This window comes from Vibrio sp. Y51_MX_L26 (assembly GCF_024181935.1).
Classification (GTDB): Bacteria; Pseudomonadota; Gammaproteobacteria; order Enterobacterales; family Vibrionaceae; genus Vibrio; species Vibrio diabolicus.
Window position 1 is genome coordinate 815964 of sequence record NZ_JAMZAS010000001.1, and the last position, 17318, is coordinate 833281.

Annotated in this window: 15 protein-coding genes; all 15 read right to left on the reverse strand. The window is 42.0% G+C overall.

Going from position 1 to position 17318, the window contains the following annotated elements:
• Positions 1–1134, reverse strand: a complete 1134-nt coding sequence (locus NL645_RS03460) for an exonuclease SbcCD subunit D (protein WP_012842192.1) — start codon at positions 1132–1134, stop codon at positions 1–3.
• A 324-nt stretch (positions 1135–1458) separates the two neighbouring features.
• Positions 1459–2298 carry a hypothetical protein gene (locus NL645_RS03465; protein WP_046875363.1) on the reverse strand — a complete coding sequence of 280 codons (840 nt, stop codon included), beginning with the start codon at positions 2296–2298 and terminating at the stop codon, positions 1459–1461.
• Positions 2299–2589: a PAAR domain-containing protein gene (locus tag NL645_RS03470; RefSeq protein ID WP_005375969.1), complete on the reverse strand. Its 291-nt coding sequence runs from the start codon at positions 2587–2589 to the stop codon at positions 2299–2301. It lies immediately after the preceding gene.
• An 11-nt stretch (positions 2590–2600) separates the two neighbouring features.
• Positions 2601–4436 carry a type VI secretion system tip protein TssI/VgrG gene (gene tssI / locus NL645_RS03475; RefSeq protein WP_104970760.1) on the reverse strand — a complete coding sequence of 612 codons (1836 nt, stop codon included), beginning with the start codon at positions 4434–4436 and terminating at the stop codon, positions 2601–2603.
• Between the two features lie 48 nt (positions 4437–4484).
• On the reverse strand, positions 4485–4964 hold the full coding sequence (locus NL645_RS03480) for a type VI secretion system tube protein Hcp (RefSeq protein ID WP_005375967.1): 480 nt from the start codon (positions 4962–4964) through the stop codon (positions 4485–4487).
• 208 nt (positions 4965–5172) lie between these two features.
• Complete coding sequence (gene tssH / locus NL645_RS03485) at positions 5173–7740, reverse strand: type VI secretion system ATPase TssH (RefSeq protein WP_253651201.1); 2568 nt, start codon at positions 7738–7740, stop codon at positions 5173–5175.
• A 10-nt stretch (positions 7741–7750) separates the two neighbouring features.
• Positions 7751–8716 carry a type VI secretion system baseplate subunit TssG gene (tssG, locus tag NL645_RS03490; RefSeq protein ID WP_253651202.1) on the reverse strand — a complete coding sequence of 322 codons (966 nt, stop codon included), beginning with the start codon at positions 8714–8716 and terminating at the stop codon, positions 7751–7753.
• Positions 8713–10536 carry a type VI secretion system baseplate subunit TssF gene (gene tssF, locus NL645_RS03495; RefSeq protein WP_253651203.1) on the reverse strand — a complete coding sequence of 608 codons (1824 nt, stop codon included), beginning with the start codon at positions 10534–10536 and terminating at the stop codon, positions 8713–8715. The genes tssG and tssF overlap by 4 nt, the downstream gene beginning before the upstream one ends.
• On the reverse strand, positions 10533–10997 hold the full coding sequence (tssE, locus tag NL645_RS03500) for a type VI secretion system baseplate subunit TssE (RefSeq protein WP_012842186.1): 465 nt from the start codon (positions 10995–10997) through the stop codon (positions 10533–10535). Before tssE ends, tssF begins: the two co-directional genes overlap by 4 nt.
• A gap of 7 nt (positions 10998–11004) precedes the next feature.
• Positions 11005–11799 carry a type VI secretion system accessory protein TagJ gene (locus NL645_RS03505; protein ID WP_253651204.1) on the reverse strand — a complete coding sequence of 265 codons (795 nt, stop codon included), beginning with the start codon at positions 11797–11799 and terminating at the stop codon, positions 11005–11007.
• 10 nt (positions 11800–11809) lie between these two features.
• The gene (gene tssC, locus NL645_RS03510; protein WP_253651205.1) at positions 11810–13321 is read right to left on the reverse strand and encodes a type VI secretion system contractile sheath large subunit; all 1512 of its coding nucleotides are present in this window, start codon (positions 13319–13321) and stop codon (positions 11810–11812) included.
• Between the two features lie 52 nt (positions 13322–13373).
• A complete protein-coding gene (gene tssC, locus NL645_RS03515) occupies positions 13374–14867 on the reverse strand; it encodes a type VI secretion system contractile sheath large subunit (protein ID WP_005396386.1) in 1494 nt (497 codons plus the stop codon).
• A complete protein-coding gene (tssB, locus tag NL645_RS03520; RefSeq protein WP_005396385.1) occupies positions 14867–15397 on the reverse strand; it encodes a type VI secretion system contractile sheath small subunit in 531 nt (176 codons plus the stop codon). Before tssB ends, tssC (NL645_RS03515) begins: the two co-directional genes overlap by 1 nt.
• Positions 15398–15412: 15 nt before the next feature.
• Positions 15413–16531, reverse strand: coding sequence for a type VI secretion system protein TssA (gene tssA, locus NL645_RS03525; protein WP_046875357.1), 1119 nt, complete (start codon positions 16529–16531; stop codon positions 15413–15415).
• Positions 16524–17318, reverse strand: a complete 795-nt coding sequence (locus NL645_RS03530; protein ID WP_005398381.1) for a PP2C family serine/threonine-protein phosphatase — start codon at positions 17316–17318, stop codon at positions 16524–16526. Before NL645_RS03530 ends, tssA begins: the two co-directional genes overlap by 8 nt.

The following is a 17318-nucleotide window of genomic DNA, read 5'->3' on the forward strand; positions in this document are numbered from 1 at the left end:
CTATTGCTGTGATAATTGCTTAATAATGTCAGTAACGGCTTGTTCTTGCTCTTGGGATAATTGACTATCTTGTGCCTCAATAAAAAAGTCTCGGAACATATCAATTTCGCTTCGGGCCAACTTTGCTTGCGCCATTTCCTGCTCTACCCCAATTAACATACCCGGTTTCTCAAGATGTAAAACGTTTGGATACACCGAACGAAGCTTTTCCATTGGATTTAAAATCGCATGTTTATCCATCAAACGAACTAACAAATAATCTTCATTTTTAGGGTCAGTCTTGCCCTGCTCTATGACTTTATCTAGCTCTCCCTCAACAATGCGCATTTCATGAGGGGCAATTAGCTCAATATGTTTAGCAGAGACAAATCCTTTCTTGTCTAGTTCGACTAACGTGAAGCCTTTCTTCTGGTTCTGTTCACCAAAACTATACTTCATAAGTGAACCAGAATAACGGATATGCTCTGCGCCTTTCTTCTGAGGCTGATGTAAATGACCAAGTGCGACGTAGTCGAAATCTAAGAAATGCTCATGACTTACGCGATCAGAGCCACCAATAGATAGTGGTCGTTCAGAGTCAGACTCAATAGCACCATCAACAAAACAGTGACTAACGAGAACACGCCTTTGCTCTGAAATGAAATGCTCTCTTATTTGCTCTACAAGCAGTTGATGTGCCTCATCATGAGTTGATACCGAGGTTTTGTAGGCAAATCTGACCTGTTCAGGGTCGTTATAAGGCATGCCATAAAACGCTACCTCACCCGCAGAGTCCGTTTTTATGATGATGGGAGTTAGCATATCTTCAAAGTTACTAACAATATGAAGGCCTGCATTTTTCATTTGCTCTGAGCCAAAACCTAATCGTTCTGCACCATCATGGTTGCCAGATATCAATATCATCGGTGTTTTCAGTTCAGTACAAATACGCTTCACGACTCGATTTAGCAGTTCTATTGCAACCGTTGGTGGCACCGAACGATCATAAATATCTCCCGCCACTACAACGGCATCGACGGGGTTGTGTTCAATATAGTTAATCAGTTGTTCGAGTACTGCTTGTTGATCTTCGAGTAGTGATACATTGTGGAATTGTCGACCAAGATGCCAATCTGAGGTGTGGATAAACTTCATTCGAATTCACTTTCCGCCAAATCTTTAAGCAAGGTTTGCTCCTGCAAGAATCCGAATTTCAGCCGTGTAAACATCAGAGTATTACGTGACTGGCTGAATCTGGCACAAACCAAAGCTCAATTTATTTAATTTGGGTTAGGATATCTTGAGTCGAACAGCTTTTCATGTAGTTTATGTTCTATGGTTCACTATTTCACCGGAAAGCGAGAAGAACGTTGTATAAACACCTTTTAAGCAACATTAAGTGATGGTCTCGAGTAAACATAACCGTCACATTTAAACCATTAAAAGCCAACGTTTAGAAGGGACAAACTAGATCCAGAACTACTCGTTATGCCAATTGTATAGAACTCCCACCGTATAACCATCTGGCTCGATATCAGCTTGCAAAACGTGGAAGTCTGAGTTGAGGCTACTTCTTTGATGCTCCTCAATCATTAACACTTTTAAAACACCTCCGCATGCGCCCAGCCCTCCTAGTTTAACATCAATAAATTGATACTGAGTTTGATCGGTCACCCAGGGAGACAAGAGTTGCATAGCATTTAACCATCGAGGCTCATCTCCATCAATGGATAAATGCAACTCACTAAGTGAGTGATCACACCCTACTCCAAGTTGTTTGAACACTTTATCGACAGCAATGCTTTGTTGTTTGGTATCTAAATCAATTCGAACATCATCAGTAACAAGGCCGGACTGTTGAAAAAAGCACTTCGTCAAAATGATCGAGTTTTGAGATTTGGCATGCTCTTCTGCATCGCGAGCAATTTCTATAGCCAGTATCCAAGTTGCTTGTGTTTCGTTAACTTCACGGTTTATCCGATTTAGCGCCATCAAGAACGCCGCTTGACCATAAGGATAAAAATAAATTTCTCTATTGGCAGAGTTACCAAGGATAAGAGAAAACTCGTTTATCAATGCCTTAAGCAAGCTTTTATCTACCGAAGACGGTAAAAGAACACAGATATTCCCTTTGATATCACTTTGCTCCAGTATCTCGCGCTTAGAGCGCACAAGATTTAATATCTGCTCATACAGTGATTGATCAGGATAGGATCTTGGTGTTTCTGCGGGCAATCTAAAACATTCGTTAGCTATCTCACGAACAGTGTATGGCCTGCCATTAATAGCAAGAAGATGAGTTTGAAATGCGAGTGGCATCTAGCCTCCGATTAAAACCGTAGGCATGCCAGACAGAATTTTACCACCATGAGACGTTGAATCCCCGACCCTTGCCGCTGGCTTACCGTTGATTGTAACGCTAGAAGAGCCTGCTGAGATGCTATCCGGAGGACCTATACATATAAGCTTATCTCCCTGCCTAGCCGCTGGAATGCCGCCAATTGTCACGTTTGGCGAGCCAACTACGACGGGGCCACCTACATGAGGAATTTTTCCTGTTTTTTTAGGACAAAGATGAAAGCTGCCCAATATCGCGGCTGGTTTACCCACTTTAAATCACCTTAGTTCAATGAAATTTGCCCAGCTTTAAGAGCGATAGCAGAGCCGTTAATAGATATTTTATTGCCTTTGATGTTGATTTCTCCGGAACTAGACATCTGAATCGAAGCGCCACCGACTTTGATCTCGATACTCTTTCCTGCATTAAAAGACAACACTTCACCCGTTTCATTAGAAAAGTTTTTACCTACTTTCAAGGTCGCATTCTTGCCAATCTCTTGATTGACATCATTCGTCACTTTTTCGGTTTTACTGTTTTCAACGGCAATATCAACACAGTCTTCAACTAGCATTTGGAAAAGTTTTTCGGCATGAAGATAGATGTGTTCTTCACCGGGTTTGTCATCAAAGCGCAACTCATTAAAATTAGATGTGCCTTTTTGTACAGAACGCGATTTATAACCACTTTGAGAGCTTTGCTCTGGTAACGTGTAGGGAGGGAGTTGACTACCATTGTACAGTGACCCCGTAACAATTGGCTGGTCAGGATCGCCATTGACAAACTCGACGATGACCTCTTGTCCTACTCTAGGATGAAACACCGAGCCCCATCCGTTACCCGCGATATTTTGCGCAACACGAATCCAACATGAGCTGTTTACATCGTATTTACCAACACGATCCCAGTGAAACTGAACTTTAATACGACCGTGTTTGTCTATGTAAATTTCGCCATCTTTGTTTCCCGTTACCACTGCGGTTTGCAAACCTTTCATCTGAGGTTTCGGATAGTTCACTGAAGGGCGAAGGATTGTTTTTGAGTCAACACAACTAAATGATACTTTAACACCTTGCGCAGCAGTGCCACCTTGACCAGTCTGATTATAAACAGCCGCAGATAAAAAAACGGAGGACAGTACGTATTCTTTGCCGACTCGAGACTTATCTTCATGCTTTTTAAACTTAAAGCACTTTCCCACACTGAACGTTCGACACGTTGCCTCGCCACGGCACAGATATGCGTTTTGCTGTAGTGCTTCTATAGCGTGCGTGTTTCTAAGTGCGTATTGGTCATCACTTTCCGTTTCACCCATGTATTCAAAATACTCGCTTTCAGGCACGGTAAAAAAATCACTTTCACCCTTGGCAGTATTTTTAGGATTAGACGAAGGCTTAAGCATGTTATAGCCAGACTTTTGGCTTGCTTTAGTCGTCAAAACTTGGGTTTCATGCCAAGAAGAAATATGGCTAGACTTAGCTGTACCTGTATCAAAATCGACTAAAAACTCTGTACCCGGCTTATAGAAACTGATGTCGTCAAAAATCTTAAGCGTGTGGACAGACTTAGTGTGTGTGAAACAGAACGATAGCCCTTCTTCTGACAATAAGCGTCGGACAAATTCAAGGTCTGACTCTTCATATTGCACTTTGTATGTGTATTTAGGGTACGACTTAGTTAACTCAAAACTAAAGGCAACACTATGCTCCGAGAGTACTTCGGAGATAATTTCTTTTATATCTTTATGCTGAAATATTCTGCAATTTTTTCTATAATCGGCGAAACGTAATTTAGGCTCTATTAATAACTCTATATTTTTATAATTCTCACCATTATGAGTATTAGAAACTCGTTGCCCTTCTAATCTTGCAGCAGATACATAACCATGTATATAACGAGGTTTTGAAGAAACATCCTCACTATTTTCAAGGGTAATTGTTACTTCTTTACCAATTATTTCGTTTAACTCACTTCGTTGATCATTAAAGTAAGCTTTAGCACGCAATGAAAAAAGTTCTGAGATCTCTTCTCTATACTCAAATGAGTTTAGTATGATGGCATCTTTTCCGAATGGAGAGGAAATTCGGATGAAATTGTTATCTTGAGTTGCTCTTTTCATTAAATACTTCTTTCAAAAAATGCGGGGGAATATTCCCCCGCATAAAAATTACATTTGTTGACCTTTAACACCGCTGTAGCCGTATACCAATGGCGCAGAAGTGTTGTTTTTATCGTCAGTAGGAGTCACTGTCATCATCATTTCAGTGTAAGAAATAGTGATGGTTTCAACTGGACGATCATCCTGGATAGAAACTGAGTAGTTAGAAATCATCGCATCAGTCAGTTCGATCTTCATGATTTCTTCAACTTTCTCACCCTGCTTAGTAATATGGAAAACCGCAGGTTTACCTTTACCAATTGTCGCTTCTTTAAATAAGTCAGGAGAAGAACGGTCTTGAAGTTTAGTGATAGTCAAATCATATAGACGAGTAGCGCTCGCTTCACGGTCCATCGCTGTACCAGTGTATGATGAGATCTCACGACCTACACTCCAATCTACAGATAGTAGTGTAATCAAATCTTTATATTGCTCGGCAGTTGCCTCACCCTTAATATCTGCGTATTTAAGATACGTATTAGACTGCATGCTAATCTCCTATAGCATTATTAATTGACATATATCGTAGTAATTTAATTATCTGACGTTTGATGATAATTAGTGATTAATGTATCAAAAACTTCATTTTAAATACGCCCTGTTATATCTTTAAATAAGACTTAATTTAAGCGTTTTTTATAAAAAATAATAGTTAATATGAACCAACTCCCAATTATTATTGAGAGTGTAAAGGATGTTAAACTATTGAGACATCAAGTCCACTAGTTGTACCTTTAACAATAATTTCATCAAACGTCTTATCATTAAGAATTGCATGCAATATTTCATGAGAAATCTTAGGAAGTAATGTGTTTTCTATGGTTGTCTGTACCACACGTGCACCGCTCCCCGACTCATCACTATTGTCTACAATATCATTAATTAGTTCTTCATCAAAAAATAGGTCAGCGCCGTAGTTTTTACGAATTCGATTCGTAACTTTGGCTAATTTTAATTTTGTTATTTCTATCAATACTTCTCTTGATAGAGGCAAATAAGGTAATACATTAACACGTCCTAAAAATGCAGGTTTAAAGTCAACCAACAAATCGTCACGCAAAGCATCTTTTAGTGCTGAAGGTTCTGGAGATAAATCAGGATCAGAATACAAAGACATCGTCGTTTCTGTCCCTGTATTCGCGGTCATAATAATAATAGTGTTTTTAAAATCTATATCGCGACCTTCACCATCTTTAATTGAGCCTTTATCGAATACCTGATAAAAAATATCTTGAACTCCAGGGTGCGCTTTTTCCATTTCATCCAAGAGAATCACACTATAAGGTTTGCGTCTGACGGCTTCAGTAAGTACACCACCTTCGCCATACCCAACATAACCTGGAGGAGAGCCTAATAATAAGGAAACTTTGTGCTCTTCTTTAAACTCGGACATATTGATAGTTGTGACATTCTCTTCACTGCCGTACACTTTCTCTGCAATAGCTAAAGCAGATTCAGTTTTACCCACTCCACTTGGTCCCGTGAGAAGAAATACACCATTTGGTCGTGTCTCATCCGTGAGCTGTGCACTGGCGGTTTTTATCACTTCAGACATGACTTCTAAAGCGTGCTCCTGTCCGACAACTCGTTTACACAAACTCTCTTTCAAACTCAGTACAGCTTGGATTTCATCATCCTGAAGTTTACCCAGTGGTATCCCGGTCCAATCTGAAATTACTTCTGCAATAAGCGCTTCATTGACATGCGAAAATACTAATGGCTGCGAGTTAGCGGAGAGGCTACTTTCGAGCTCCTGTAACTTGTCCCTAGCAGTCTCAGAACCCTCCTTGATTATTTGAGCTCTAAGTGACTTAGCTTCACTTACCCACTCTTTTTCTTTCTCCCACAGCATCTCTAGTTCAACTATTTCACTAGATAGAACATCAATCTCTTTTCTGACCTCTTGCAATTGCATATCAAGAGGTGCACCTAGCTGACTTTCTTGGCTTAGGTGCTCATACTCAGCTTGCTTAGCTTTTAGTTTATTCCTTTTCGCATCTAGACCTCCCGGTGTAGACGATTGACTTAACGCGACTCGCGAGCAGGCTGTGTCTAAAACAGACACAGCCTTATCTGGCAGTTGTCGGCCATTAATGTATCGAGCTGAGAGTTGAACGGCAGCATTGAGGGCCTGGCTAGTGATGTGGACGTCATGGTGTTGTGCCATTACGTCAAGTAAACCACGTAACATCTCGATCGCTAGCTCCGGCGCTGGCTCGTCGACCTTCACTACTTGAAAGCGCCTGGTAAGAGCCGCGTCTTTTTCAAAATACTTTTTATATTCTGCCCAAGTTGTTGCTGCGATCGTTCTAAGTTCACCTCTCGCTAACGCTGGCTTTAGAATATTCGCTGCATCACCTTGTCCTGCTTGTCCCCCACCACCAATCAGACCATGTGCTTCATCGATAAACAAAATAATGGGTTGTGGTGCGTCGTTAACTTCTTTCACAAGGTTTTTAAGTCTGTTTTCAAACTCACCTTTCATGCCAGCACCAGCTTGCAATAACGCCAGATCCAAAGACTTAATCGCTACATTTTGTAGAGCAGGAGGTACATCGCCATCAATAATCTTTTGCGCCAAACCTTCAACAACGGCTGTTTTTCCAACGCCAGCTTCACCAGTTAGAATCGGGTTGTTTTGTCGACGTCTTAATAAGATGTCGATCATTAAACGGATTTCATTGTCTCTACCAATAACCGGATCTATCTTACCTTCCCTAGCCTGCTCAGTAAGATCTGTTGTAAATTGATTCAGCGCAGAATTCGCGTTTGATTTCCCTAGGTCATTCGATCCTGATTGACGCGTATTACTTTCTTTAAAGTTCAATAACCGAGATGGTTCTATCTTGTTTAACTCAGGGCTAATCGAACCAGCCATGTTGACTAACGTATCATCAGACAAGTAGGCAAATAAAAGATGAATGCAATCCAACTGCTCCTGATTGAACTCAATCGTTGCCGATAGCAAAGCATTTTGCATCACAGTCACTGTGTGAGCTGAAAGACCTGGGACCGATTGACATCCCGTTTTGTATTTTTCAAGTGTCTTTTGAAGATCAGTTTCAACCTTGATTTTATCGACATCAAATTCGTCGAAAACTTCTGAATAAATATCGGCAGGATGTTGAATAATCGTCATTAACCAGTGAGACATTTCAATACTGTGATGGGTTCGAGAGCTTGCCATCGCAGCTGCTTGTTCAAGTGTTTCCTTAGCCTGAGGAGACAATCTTTCGACCAACGCTGAAAGTGAGAGTGAAGCCATTATGTTTCCTTTAAAGAGTAATTGTTATGGTTCGATCTTTTGTGCGTTTATGTTTTTTAAGTACAGAACCAACACCTAACTGACCATGTTTTTTTGATAAACAAACTTGAGGTAATAAACTATGTTTGGTGGTGAGCTGCCATTTCACTTGCTTATGCTTACCAATAAATTCATAAGCCGCACGTTTAATAATTTCTACATTTGGATGGTTAGGCAGTAATTTACTAACCAGATCTTTGTGCTTTGGCAGAAACTCGATCGTTGTTCCTGCGTTTATATTCCAAGCTTTCGAGCCTAAGGATGCTCCGGAACCAAGTTGAGCAAACTGCCCTTCTGGCATAGTTCGAGATGAAAGACGTGTTTGCTCTTCTTTTGCAAGATGTAGCCACTGCCCTTGAAACTCATGAATCTTTACTTGGCATCCAGATAAACATTCAAGAACACTTTTTAGTCCAGCTTTGCTTCTCGTCGGTGAAGCAAAAACACCACCATAATGCAGGGACAACGAACTACCCTGGCCAGTTAATGCCGACTTACAATCTTCTAAAGGTGAACGTAATCCCTGTGCATGAGCACGAGACTGAACGGTCAATTGACTCAGTTGCCAGCATCGATAGTAAAGAGACAGTAAACGATGGTTAAAAATATCGTAGAAGTCCACCATTGCCGTATCGCCTTCTTTTTGACGATGTAAAGCTAACTCGCTGTAGTGCTGAGGAAGCACCCCCTGCTCACCCGTTAGGCCTATTAAATTGGTTTCAATTGCTAGCTTGTGGCTATCAATATGTTTTAGATCGCAAAGCTGCGCATTTTCAAAACCTAACGATGGATTGACCTTTAAGTTTAGTTTTTCATGCTTCGGTAGAGCATCTGTCCCTATTTGTGCCTCGGCTTGCAAGATCTCGTGTTCGATAAGGTGAATTGCTTCAAACAACGAATGTTGCTTTAGATCTCGATAAAATTGCTCCGCGATCATAGCAACACCTTATCGCCAGTTAATGCAGGCCATAAGTGGAAGGGTTTTCCCGTTGACTTAAGTCTTATTTCTAGCTGCGTAAAAATGTTAATTTCAGCATATTGTGCAAAGTAAACGGATAAAACACTACCTAGGAGGAAGATTTGCTCTTTAGGTAAAATTTGATCAGAAACCGTCAAAATGATTTTTATACCGTGCGCAAAACCAACTTTACCTTTCTGACTGACTCTGCCGGTAGTCGGCTCGAACTCTAACTTCGCTAAAGCATCAATTACCGCTTTCGTTTCTGCGGTCCCAGAAAATGCATAGAGATTCAGAGTTTGCTTCAAAGTTGTTAATCCATCTTCTTCGGTAAAGTGGTTTAAAGTTAGAAGCTTAGTTAACTGCCATCGTGTACTTTCATCCATTTCTGGCCGGAGGGTTTCTGATATAGAAACTAAACAACGAACTGACTCGAAGTTGTCATTTACTTCCGGCAAAGAGACTTTTGGAAGACCACCTCCAAATGGAAGCTTCTGCGCTAAATTACGATTGCAGCACTCAGCTTCAACGTACATTAACCAGTTTTCTCGGCTCTCTGGACTGAACAATTGATGCCTTTTATCAACAAAAGAAATGTAAGTTTCCCTGCCCGGTTCATCGTATCCACCAGCCCAATTTTTATCCTCACGTCTCATCAACCAATAAATTTCACTCGCGTTCATATAATGCGTGTGCTCACCAGCGTGATAACATGGCAGGTTGTGATACGTTTTGTTCCAGTTTCTCAACGTTACGTCAGAGATAGAGACAACCTCGTTACTCTCGGCTTCCTGGTATTGCGGTGATAAGTGGTAATCGTACTCGGTTGGTAGAATACGCTTTGGCTCCATAACACTTTTAAATAAGTTTACGACTGGCACACAACCAACCATCAAGCTCTCTTCATCCACTTGCTTAGGAAGCCAATCATCATTGGTATCAAAGTAAAAATACAGCTCAACTTGCTCTCCAAGAGCTAGTTCTGATAATCCGAGTTCAGTGATATCAAAGAACATGAACTTCTCAGGAAAGTGCAGATACTCAACAAGTAATCTTGCTCCCGAAAAGCTTCTCTTACTGTATGGAACAACCTTCTCATCTTCTGAAAATCCCACTTCAATAAGATGCCTTTTCGTTAAAGAACGAACTTCTTTGCCACCCGCAACGACAGATAAACCAATTAGATTTTGAAATAGCATTTGGTAAAGTTTAAACGTCAACTGAGATTGCCCGTTTAAATAAAAGCGCAACCGTTCTAATCCCATGTCACTCAGAGATGTCTCTTCATCTTGGGCGGTGAGCTGGATTTTCAAAACTGAATGAGCATGGCTTTCCCATTGGGAGCCCACCGATTTAAGCGGTGCATTTTTGAAAGCACCAGAGGTCACATCAACAGGGTACATTCTGACCGGATAACAGGTTCTAAACTCGCATTCGTGGTATCCAGGAGCACCGATAACGACTCGCTCACCTTCTTCTACGTCAAAAAAAGAGGAAGTGGAGCTAGAGCAGTTCATCTTAATGACGGACATTGATGGAATTGGTGCGTGAAAATCCGGATATAACTGCCCCATCAAAGATTCAGTGAACTGAGGATAACTATTGTCTAAACTTTGTCTAATCCTTGCCGTTAGAAATGCACAGCCTTCTAGCAATCTTTCTACATGTGGATCGTCAACCTGCTCCTCACTGATACGGAGTCTCGCAGCGATCTTAGGATACTGCTCCCCAAACTCTTGTCCTTTGTGACGTAAATAAGCTAACTCGCGATTATAGTATTTGAGAAACTCTTCACTCATTTCGCTCTACTCAGTTTCATACCTAAATTTACCGGCTCTACTTCAGAATTGAATCGCACTTCATGAATGCTGTTATCAATTAAGCAAGTGGCGCTGATTTGTAACCTCAACACCCTATCAATAGCGTTTTTCTCGTCCGAAATCTGGACATAAGGATTCCTTAACCTCGGCTCGAACTCTTTAATTGCATCATGAACAATGTCACAGAGCTGATTCTGCCCCTCTTGGCTGCTATAAGGCATCGAGGAAAAATCTGGCAGACCATAATTCAATATTGAGTAGCGAACCTCTAAAAGGTCATCAGGAATGTTTTTCCATCCGATACGACTATTTAACATAGACTCCAGATCTCTAAGCAAGCTGTTCAACATCTGTTGTTGGCTCGTAGGGAAATCTTTTTCATCTCTAGTTGAAGGATCACTATCCATCAATTTGTCCAGCAGAGAAACGGTTAATGACATGTTCTTGTTACGCTATTTGTTTCGATTCTAACAATGTAGTCAAGTCACAGATTGGGAGGGCTGAATCACCAACTAGCCAACATTTTTGGCCTAAACCCACGAAGGATTCTTGCTCACCAAGCTGCTTCCAATCCGTTTCTCGACCTAGCTTTTGTGCGTCAGTTTCTGAGTCAACATAGGTCAATGGCATATGACCTTCTCCTTCGCCAAGTCCGTCAATATCAAACTCTACAGGTCGCCAAATACTTTCTAATAAAGAGGTAGGTGCTTTTATTTCTAGCGCTTGAATGCTAGAAATTGGAACAAGAAAATAGTTACCCGCGGTGGAAAGCAGTTCAATGTAACCACCTAAACGATCATCAATATCCCTAGCATCTTCATAGTTTGTACCGTTTATGTTAAAGCCTTTAATAGTACGATGCTCTTCAATGCTATGCGCTAGGTGTGACGCTTCTGCATAGTCTTGATTTTTGAGAGCGAGGTTAAAGCGAACAAGCTCTTTAGTGAATTCCTCGTCACCTAATACCTTGGCACTAGCCGCACCGTCGATAAAATCTTTTCTAGCCTGGGCCGCTTTCACTAAATGTCGCAACTGACTTGCACCAGGTAGATACTCAGGAAACAATTTGATCGATTGCATAAGTTGCTCATCCGCACGCTCGAAGTCTCCATCAATGCAAAGCAGCTCAATGAACGAGCTTCTCAAGCTTGCATCTTTAGGCGCCGCTTTAATTTCATCAATTAATAGCTCTAGAGCTTGTTGCAATTGGCCTTGGGACAAAGCATTTTTCCATTGGGTCATTGTTATTTCCTTACACCAAGTGCTCTGGTGATAATTCAGTAATTAATTTAATGCTAGATACCATTTGATCGAGCTGGAAGTGCGGTCGCAAATGGATAACAGAGTAATAGTGTCCTGGAGTTTCTCTTTTCTCTCGAACCGTAATTTTCGCTTCATTTAAGGGATACTTCGCCCTAAGTTCATCAGATGCTTCATCCGACGCGGTAGTGTACTGATGCAACCATCGTTGAAAGTCTCGCTCTAGGCTTTCTGCATCTTGATACCCACCAATCTTGTCACGCCCCATAACCTTGAGATAATGTGCAACTCGCGACACACACAACGTGTATTGCAACATCGACGTGAGCTTTGCATTCGTTGAAATGTGTTTTTCTGCATATTGCTTAGGCTTGTAGAGAGATACATTCGAGGTCATCCCTACCATATCGGTTTCAGGTACAGGAGAAATAGAAATGAAACCGCATTCAGACAACTCTTGTTCTTTTCTCTCAGAGATCTTTAAGTTTAAAGGACATCTTTCACGGTCATTCTTGCCATTAACACGCATTTTGTTCCTAGTAGGAGCGACGATAATGCCCTGACTATAATCCCCTTGCTTAATGCCTCGCATGTGCGTAAACCACCCATGCTCCTGAAACGCTCTAATTGATACGGCCGCAAAACAATACGCACTACTCCCCCATAGCAAATCGCGATTAGAGTCGTAGACATGCTCTTGAAAGTCGAACTGATCGTTGCGTGAACCATCACTTTTATATGGCTGACGGAATAAAACATTCGGCGCAGTCAGGCCAATAAATTTGGTATCATCGTTGTCTCTCAAACTGCGCCATTTTGCGTAATCTGCCTGTTCAAATTGGGCCGCAATATCTCTTATCGCAGAGAGCTGTGAAAAACTGTCAACACCAAACATCTCCGGCGATGCTGACATAATGAACGGGCTGAATGCTGCCGCTGCAGACTGAGAGATCTTGCTGAGCACAGACAGATCTCTATCAAAATAATTTTTACTCGCATCACAACGAAGTTGATAATCGCCAACTACCACGCCAAAGGGTTCTCCCCCGGCCATGCCATATTCATTTTGATAGAGCAGCTTAAATAGTGCTGATTGGTCAAACTCGATGGCTTTTAGTGCATCTTTACTGACTTCATTCCATGTTGCCGCCAACACCTTGACTTTGACGGAGTCTGATGAGCGAGTGTCGACCTGTTCGCATAAATACCTCACGCCGATCCAACCTCTTTCGAGTTGTTGAAACTCAGGATGATGTATCATTTCGTTTAATTGAGATTCTAATAGCTCATCAATTCGGTTTATCGTGTTCATCACACTATGACGAAAACTGTCCAAATCTCTTGAACGCGTACCTTCTAGCCAAATTCGAGCTGCCTCTACAAGATCAGAAGATTCATTGAATCGAGTCAACCAAGGGCTATCAAGCTCAGCATGGCCTCCTGTGCTGAATTCATGCTTTAGCTTACTGGGATCGCGAAAGTTAAGTGACACTGCTATTTCCATCTAGAACATAACGATTTGGTATGGCTGGCCTTACGACCAGCCAATTCATTTCTTATCCACCCGACTGAGGGATCTTTGCAACAAGTCGCAAAGATGTCGTCAATTCTTCCATTTGCAGCCAAGGCTTAAGCCATGCTACAGCATTGTAAGAACCTGGTGCGCCAGGGATTTCCTTAACCTGGACACGAGCATCTGCTAGAGGGTATTTCGCTCGGATCTCTTGACCACCACCCTCTGAAGCATTTACATAGCCTAGAATCCAGCGGTTCAACCAAGACTCAACGTCTTCTGCTTCCATAAAGCTACCGATTTTATCTCGAGCCATTACCTTCAAATAATGCGCAAAACGAGATGTCGCCATCATGTAAGGTAGACGTGCTGAAATCGCCGCATTAGCCGTTGCTTCTGGAGATTCGTGGTTCGCCGGTTTTTGACAGGTTTGCGCACCAAAGAAAACCGCATAGTTGGTGTTTTTGTAGTGACAAAGCGGTAAGAAACCAAGTTTACCCAGCTCTGCCTCACGTCGGTCGGTAATACCAATCTCTGTTGGACACTTCATATCAGGATCGCCATCATCACTCATGAAGAAATGTGTTGGCAAATTATCCACTCGACCACCACCTTCTGCACCACGGATAGCTGTACAGAATCCATATTTTGAGAAGGCGTCTGTTAACTTAACACCAAGAACGTACGAAGAGTTCATCCAACAGTAGTCATTATGCTCAGCATTGACAGCAATACCTGACACTGGATCTACTTCGAACTCTTCAAATCCAAATTCCTCAACTGGAGCAGTGGCTTGTCCGTATGGTAAACGAGCCAGAACTTTCGGCATAGTCAGGCTAACAAACCGTGAATCAGCACTCTCACGGAACGAACGCCATTGAGCGTATTCTAGCGACTCAAAGACCTTGTCTAGATCGCGTGGTTTTGACAGTTCAGTCCACTCATCAAAACCAAATAGTGCTGGTGAGGCCGCGGACAAGAATGGGGAGAAGCCTGAAGCGGCTACATTTGACATTAGGCGCAGCGACTCAATATCCTCTGGGTGGTTGGTAAACTCATAGTCACCAATTAATGCACCATAAGGTTCACCACCTGCACTGCCAAACTCAGACTCGTAAACTTTCTTAAAGATCTGGCTTTGGTCAAATTCAACCGCTTTACTCAAGTCTTTATGTAACTCTTTCTTAGTCATACTCATCATGCGAATTTTCAGAGTAGAGCTCGTCTCTGAGTTCATCACTAGATAATTTAAACCACGCCAAGAACCTTCAAGTTTCTGTAATTCAGGATGATGCATTACTTCAGACAACTGATCAGAAATCTGTTTATCAAGTAAATTAATCGCTTCACGAAAAGTTACCGTTAGGTTTTTGTTCCAAGTAACCGTCCCTTTCATCGCTTCTTCAGTGAGCGTTTTAATTAGCTCTTCAGCACGAGAGGCTTCTGTCTGCTTAGTTGCACCAATAGCTTGATCTAAAAATGAAGTTGTTTGTTCATTAACAGTTGGATCTAACTGCTTTTCAGCTTCAGTCGTCATTATTCCGCTCCTTCAGTACTGTCTGACTTCGCTTTCTTGCCAAGATCTAACTCGCCCGCAAGTTTTGCCAGATTGTCTGTGTTGTTCAAAACATCCTCTAAGATGTTTTCAAGCTCTTCAGAACGGTCAACTTTTGTCATCAAATCACGCAGTTTATTACGCGTTTCCATCAGTTGGCGCAGTGGATCAACTTGATTTACGATCGCAGCGGGCTCAAAGTCTTGCATTGATTTAAAGTTCAAATCCACCTCAAACTGTGAATCGTCGTTCGCAAGCTTGTTCGCAACTTTGAACTTAACCGATGGGTTCATCTTTTTGAGCACATCATCGAAGTTGTCTCGATCGATCTGAATAAAACGGCGGTCTTTCAATGGCTTCAACGCTTCAGTGTTTTGACCAGCGAAGTCACCCATTACACCTACAACAAAAGGTAGCTCTTTCTTAAGAGTTGTACCTTCAGTTTCAACATCATAGGTAATGTGGACACGAGGCTTCCGTACTCGTGACAGTTTCGAGTGGATACTCGTCATACCATTCTCCCTTTATTAATTTTCATTTTGTTCTGCTATGCCAACCAAACGGAAGTAGCTTTTCTTTGCATCTCCGTCGGAGATAAGTTCCGCCAGTAACTCCGGCAGAGGCATTCCACACCAACGAATGATCTGTTCGATGGAGTAAGAAACTGGTGAGTGAGGCTCACTCTCTCTGAAGAAATCAGCCACTTGCTGCAATTGTCTAATCGCCTGCTCTCGTGATTTCATGTTTGTCGCTAATAGTGCATCAGAACTTTGTGAACTCACTTGTTGTTCCGAAGAAGAAGATTCATCCACCTCCTCCAGTTCTTCAAACACAGCTTGTGGTTGATTAAAACGCTCTCCAAGGAGATGCTTTAATGCCGAGTGTATTGATTCAAGCCTTTTTGATATATAAGAGCTAGGAGTAACATCACCTACCGCTTCATCTAATCGCTGACTGAATTCATTAAATGACTCTGTGGCGAACTCCAGATCAGCGATTAGCTCACGATAAAAGGCATCAGAGGTAGATTTAACTGTAGTTGTAATATCAGATAGCTCTGTAGCGCCAAGATCGACTCGATTTCGGCGCTTATCTTCATCTAAACGCTCCAACTCAATAGCTTGCTGATATTCCCAGTAGGCATACGCTTGCTCAACGCCTACGTCAGTAAGCGGGATACAAGCAATAGGGAAAATAAGTGTTCCTTCGCTATCGATACCATTGAGGCCAGTAATCGCCGATATTCTTGTTTCAATGCCATCCTCATCAGGCATTGGATAGAGATCATCCCAAAACTTCTCGATGAACTCGGTTGCGAGTTTGTACCCAACGCCCATACCGCGAAAACCATACAATCGAGTTAGAGCCTCTATAAGCCAAGCCACAAACTCTAAATCTTTAGATTGATTCGTAAGTATCTCTGGTACTTCTTCTATAAATACCCGCCATAAGTTACTGTGGGTATAAATACTTTCTTCTTCTATAAGTGCATTGCGCTCTGCATTTCGCGCAGCCATACGCTGATCTTTTAATCGGTAATAAGCGGACTGTGGCGATACATCTTCTCTAGGATCAACACCTGTGGGATTCTCTTGAGATATAGGAGCCAACGCTTGTTCATACCAATCGAACATCTCACTATTCATAAGACCTCCCTCTAAGAAAAACGGGGATCGTCGCGTCTTCTCTCGTTACTGCTTCAAATTCTGTCTGCGCTTGGCGAACTTTGACTAACGCACAAGTAACGTTATCACTTGCACCTCTCACTAACGCCGAATGCATGAGCGCTAATCCTGCTTGATTTACTGAGTCCGCATACAATGTCCGGTGAATTTCATCACTCGTTAATTCTTTAGAAAGCCCATCACTACACAGAAGAAATTGATCTCCGTCAGCCAACTGCCCCGAAACTTGATCAATAGTGATACTCTCATCTACCCCAACAGCTCTGGTAATAACATTTGCGAGAGGATGTGACTCAGCATCTTCAAATGCCAATAACCCTTGATCGACTAAATCCATAACTTGACTATGATCGCGTGTTTTTTGAGAAAAATGACCATTTCTAAGCTGGTAAATTCGGCTATCACCGACCCAAAGACAGTGGTAATACCCGTCCTGGATAAACAACAAAACGAGAGTTGTTCCCATCGTTTTACCGTCTAAGTGATTTTGTGCGTATTGATAAATTTCTAAATTCGCGGCTTGAACCACACTCCGGATATCATCGATATTGGTATTTGGGACATCCTGCATATGGCGCGCGATTCTATCCACTAGCATCTGGCTTGCTATGTCGCCAGCACTATGCCCACCCATTCCATCGGCTACAACCCAAATATGCTGCTCTGTCATATCTAAAAGAGCATCCTCGTTATAAGGGCGTACTTTTCCTGCGTGCGATTTAGCAAAGGTAAAATAGTTCCAATTCAT

Bases quoted from the DNA above. Each gene is read 5' to 3' on its own strand.
- tssA (WP_046875357.1), bottom strand. From the start codon at position 16,531: ATGAATAGTGAGATGTTCGATTGGTATGAACAAGCGTTGGCTCCTATA.
- tssH (WP_253651201.1), bottom strand. From the start codon at position 7,740: ATGGCTTCACTCTCACTTTCAGCGTTGGTCGAAAGATTGTCTCCTCAG.
- tssG (WP_253651202.1), bottom strand. From the start codon at position 8,716: ATGATCGCGGAGCAATTTTATCGAGATCTAAAGCAACATTCGTTGTTT.
- tssI (WP_104970760.1), bottom strand. From the start codon at position 4,436: ATGAAAAGAGCAACTCAAGATAACAATTTCATCCGAATTTCCTCTCCA.
- tssE (WP_012842186.1), bottom strand. From the start codon at position 10,997: ATGTCATTAACCGTTTCTCTGCTGGACAAATTGATGGATAGTGATCCT.
- NL645_RS03460 (WP_012842192.1), bottom strand. From the start codon at position 1,134: ATGAAGTTTATCCACACCTCAGATTGGCATCTTGGTCGACAATTCCAC.
- NL645_RS03530 (WP_005398381.1), bottom strand. From the start codon at position 17,318: ATGAATTGGAACTATTTTACCTTTGCTAAATCGCACGCAGGAAAAGTA.
- tssC (WP_005396386.1), bottom strand. From the start codon at position 14,867: ATGACGACTGAAGCTGAAAAGCAGTTAGATCCAACTGTTAATGAACAA.
- NL645_RS03480 (WP_005375967.1), bottom strand. From the start codon at position 4,964: ATGCAGTCTAATACGTATCTTAAATACGCAGATATTAAGGGTGAGGCA.
- tssC (WP_253651205.1), bottom strand. From the start codon at position 13,321: ATGGAAATAGCAGTGTCACTTAACTTTCGCGATCCCAGTAAGCTAAAG.
- tssB (WP_005396385.1), bottom strand. From the start codon at position 15,397: ATGACGAGTATCCACTCGAAACTGTCACGAGTACGGAAGCCTCGTGTC.
- NL645_RS03505 (WP_253651204.1), bottom strand. From the start codon at position 11,799: ATGACCCAATGGAAAAATGCTTTGTCCCAAGGCCAATTGCAACAAGCT.
- tssF (WP_253651203.1), bottom strand. From the start codon at position 10,536: ATGAGTGAAGAGTTTCTCAAATACTATAATCGCGAGTTAGCTTATTTA.
- NL645_RS03465 (WP_046875363.1), bottom strand. From the start codon at position 2,298: ATGCCACTCGCATTTCAAACTCATCTTCTTGCTATTAATGGCAGGCCA.